The sequence below is a fragment of the Catonella sp. genome (genome assembly GCF_052169795.1).
GTDB lineage: Bacteria > Bacillota > Clostridia > Lachnospirales > Lachnospiraceae > Catonella.
Genome location: NZ_JBQNBU010000136.1, coordinates 1 through 4,248, shown reverse-complemented (window position 1 = coordinate 4,248; position 4,248 = coordinate 1). Strand labels below are relative to the sequence as shown.

Here is a 4,248-nt window from a genome sequence, read left to right as displayed (position 1 = left end):
AGGGAGTTATTGCCATACCGCATCTTGGGGCTTCTACGGAGGAGTCGGAAGATAACTGTGCAGTAATGGCAGTTAAGGAAATAATGAACTATCTTGAAAACGGAAGCATTAAGAATTCTGTAAATTATCCAAACTGTGAGGTAGCAAAGCTAATAAGTAAGGCGAGAATTACACTTTTACATAAGAATATCCCAAGTATGATAACCAAATTTACTACTGTACTTTCTTCTTATAATGTAAATATTGAGGAGCTTGTAAATAAGAGTAAGGGAGATTATGCATACTCTGTATTTGATATTGATAAGGAAGTTAGTGGAGAGATGAGGAAGGCTCTTAGTGAAATAGAGGGAGTGCTGAAAGTTAGAGCTATATAATTTAATATGTATTTGAGTAAAAAAGATGAGATAAATAATTTTTATGGATTATTTATCTCATTTTTTTTCTTTTATATATAAAAATTTACGGTGAAATTAAGATGTGTAAAGACTTAATTTAATATATCTTGACAAGTGTCTTGTCAGATGTAAAGTTATGTGTTATCATAACATTCCGAAGAACATATTAAAAGAGTGGGAAAGGTTTGTTATGGAAAATGATATTAAATCTACAGTCAGTAAAGTGAATTTATCAGAAAAGATAAGAGAGTTGTGTAGAGAAAAAGATGCAGCAATATTGGCTCATTATTATGTTGACGGTGAAATACAGGATTTAGCAGACTTTGTGGGAGATTCATTTTATCTTGCCAAGATGGCTAAAGAACTTCCAAATAAAATAATAGTCTTCTGTGGAGTGACTTTTATGGGTGAAAGTGCCTGTATAATGAATCCGGATAAAAAGATTCTGGTGCCTGATATGTCTGCTGAATGTCCTATGGCAATAATGACAGAAAAGGAAGAGATTGAGGCTGTGAGGGAAAAATATGAAGATCTTGCAGTAGTCTGTTATATAAATTCATTAGCAAGGACAAAGGCACTTTGTGATGTCTGCATCACATCTTCTAATGCATTTAATATAGTAAAAAACCTGCCACAGAAGAATATTTACATGATACCGGATGGTAATCTTGCAAGATGGATAGCCACAAAGCTACCGGAAAAAAATATAATACCCGGTAAGGGCTATTGTCATGTGCACCATAGGATAACACCTTCTGATATACTTGAGGCAAAAGAAAAATATCCCGGAGCACAGGTACTTACCCACCCTGAATGTCGTATAGAAGTATGTGAAATATCTGATTATGTGGGGAGTACAAGTGGAATTATACAATTTGCTTCAGAAAGTGATTGTAATGAGTTCATTATATGTACTGAGATTGGTGTCGGGCATAAGCTTCGTGCCGATAACCCTGATAAAAAGTTTCATTTTATAAAAAAGGGTGTATGTACAAGTATGCGCAGACTGAGTCTGGAAAGTGTATATAATTGCCTGCTAAATGAAACTCCGGCAGCCTATGTGGAAGAGGAAACAGGTAGAAAGGCAGAGCATTCTTTGGTAAGGATGCTTGAACTGGCAGGTAATTAGAATGGAGAGTATTATGAGATTACAAACAGATGTACTTATAGTAGGGAGCGGGGTTGCAGGACTTTACTGTGCATTGAATTTACCTAAGAACTTGCAGGTTACTGTTATTACAAAGGCAAAGGTACATGAATGTGATTCTTACCTTGCACAGGGAGGTATCTGTGTTCTAAGAAACGATGAAGACTATGATAAGTATTTTGAAGATACACTTCGTGCAGGACATTATGAAAATCGCAGAGAGTCGGTAGAAATAATGATAAAGTCTTCACAGGCGGTTATTGAAGAACTTATAGATTTTGGAGTTGACTTTGCAAGGGATGAGGATGGGAACTTAATTTATACTAAGGAGGGGGCTCATTCAGTTCCACGAATCTTATTTCATGAGGACATAACAGGAAAGATAATAACCGAAACTTTAATAAAAGAGGTTAAGAGTAGAAGTAATATCAGTCTGTTGGAAGATATAACAATGATAGATATATTGACTTTTGAATATAAAGGGATGAAAATATGCAGGGGAATAACTGCCATACATTCTAAGGCTTATAAAGAAAAATCATCTGTCAATCTTAAAGAGCCTTATGCCAATCTGATTACTATTGAAGCAAAGGATACGGTACTTGCTTGTGGAGGCTTAGGCGGATTGTATGAGCATTCCACAAATTATAGTCATATTATGGGGGATGCCCTTGCAATAGCAATTAGGCATGGAATTAGGCTAAAAAATATGGATTATATACAGATACATCCTACAACACTGTATACAGAAAAGAAAGGGAGGGCATTTCTTATAACTGAGTCTGTAAGAGGAGAGGGCGGAATCTTACTTAATGCAGAGGGCAAGAGATTTGTAAATGAACTTTTGCCAAGGGATGTAGTGACAAAAGCTATTTTTGAAGAAATGAGAAGGAGCGGAACAAAATATGTTTGGCTATCTATGGAGAATATAGATAAAAATGAGATTAAAGGGCATTTTAAGCATATATATGAAAAATGCTTGGAAGAAGGATTTGACTGTACCAAAGAGCCTATTCCGGTAGTTCCCGCTCAGCATTATTTTATGGGAGGAATAGATGTAGACAGTTATAGCAGAAGTAGCATGAAAAATCTATACGCAGTGGGGGAAACAAGCTGTAACGGTGTACATGGGCGAAATCGTCTAGCCAGTAATTCACTGTTGGAAAGTCTTGTATTTGCAAAGCGGGCATCATATGACATAGTTAAGAACAGATATAGAGAAGAGCCGGCGGTAAAACTTGATGAAACCCATAAAATAATTTATAATCTGCACGAAGAGTATAGAGATATTGATGCCTTATTTGAAGAATATAGAAGTTTAATAATTAATGAAATAGAAAGGTCGAAAAATCAAAATGAACAAGATTACAATGGAGTTAAATGCGGATGAACTGATACTTCTTGCACTAAAGGAAGACATTACTTTTGGAGATATTTCATCAGATGCGGTTCTTCCAAATGCTTGTAGAGGCTCGGTGGAACTTATAGCAAAACAGGATGGTGTAATTGCGGGGCTTAGGGTATTTTCAAGAGTATTTGAACTGATTGATAAAGAGATAGAAATAGAATTTATGGCTTGTGACGGAGATTTAGTAAAATCAGGACAGAAACTTGCAATGCTTAGAGGAGATTTACATTCTCTTTTATCAGGAGAACGCACTGCTCTTAATTATTTGCAACATATGAGCGGTATTGCAACATATACTCGTTCCATAGTGGATATTTTAGAGGGAAGTAATATAAAACTGCTTGATACAAGAAAGACCACACCATGTAATAGGATTTTTGAAAAATATGCAGTTAAAGCAGGTGGTGGCAACAATCACAGATTCAACCTCTCTGATGGAGTTATGCTTAAAGATAACCATATAGCGGCAGCAGGAGGCATAAAGAATGCGGTAGAGATGGCAAGAAATACAGTATCCTTTGTCAGAAAGATTGAGATAGAAGCAGAAAATCTCGATATGGTAAGGGAGGCCATAGAGGCAGGGGCGGATATAATAATGCTTGATAATATGGACTATGAAACTATGAAAAAAGCTATTAAAATAATTGACGGAAAAGCAGAAACAGAATGTTCGGGCAATATAACAGCAGAAAATGTTGCAAAACTGGCAGACTTAGGTGTAAACTACATATCAAGCGGAGCACTTACACATTCCGCACCAATACTGGATATTTCTATGAAAAATATGCATCCGGAGGAGATATGCAAGGTTTAAGAGGTATTGAACGAAGAAACAAGATTGTAGATATACTTTTATCGTCATCAGTTCCTGTATCAGGCGGTATGCTTGCTTCTGAATTAGGAGTAAGCCGTCAGGTAATAGTAACGGATATAGCAATTATCAGAACGAAGTTTCCTGACTTAACGGCTACAAGAAATGGATATATTTTATCGGGACTTATAGGAAATAGGCGTATTTTTAAGGTTAGGCATGATGATGCTGACATTGAAGAGGAACTTACGAGTATAATAGATTTGGGCGGTACAGTGCTTGATGTATTTGTGGAGCATAGGGTGTACGGAACTATCAGTGTGCCGTTGGACATAAGTTCAAGACGAGATATTGCCAATTTTATGAATGATTTGAAAAGCGGTGTTTCCACACCGTTAAAAAATATAACCCATGGCTACCACTATCATACAGTAGAAGCCCGTTCTATAAAAATAATAGATGAGATTGAAAATATGCTTAAAGAAAA

The 4,248-nt window shown here is 36.1% G+C and carries 4 protein-coding genes and 1 pseudogene; all 5 read left to right on the top strand.

Annotated features, from left to right (window positions below; translation table 11 throughout):
* Positions 1 to 374, top strand: a pseudogene (locus tag ACTTKP_RS11485) (3-phosphoglycerate dehydrogenase); the annotation flags it as partial.
* A 244-nt stretch (positions 375 to 618) separates the two neighbouring features.
* Positions 619 to 1,524, top strand: coding sequence for a quinolinate synthase NadA (gene nadA / locus ACTTKP_RS11480; protein WP_442554037.1), 906 nt, complete (start codon positions 619 to 621; stop codon positions 1,522 to 1,524).
* Between the two features lie 13 nt (positions 1,525 to 1,537).
* Entirely contained in the window at positions 1,538 to 2,932 is a 1,395-nt protein-coding gene (locus tag ACTTKP_RS11475) for an L-aspartate oxidase (RefSeq protein WP_442554036.1), read from the top strand.
* On the top strand, positions 2,898 to 3,764 hold the full coding sequence (gene nadC / locus ACTTKP_RS11470) for a carboxylating nicotinate-nucleotide diphosphorylase (RefSeq protein ID WP_442554035.1): 867 nt from the start codon (positions 2,898 to 2,900) through the stop codon (positions 3,762 to 3,764). The genes ACTTKP_RS11475 and nadC overlap by 35 nt, the downstream gene beginning before the upstream one ends.
* The coding region (locus ACTTKP_RS11465) for a 3H domain-containing protein (RefSeq protein WP_442554034.1) at positions 3,752 to 4,248 on the top strand (497 nt) is incomplete at its 3' end. The genes nadC and ACTTKP_RS11465, both read left to right, overlap by 13 nt.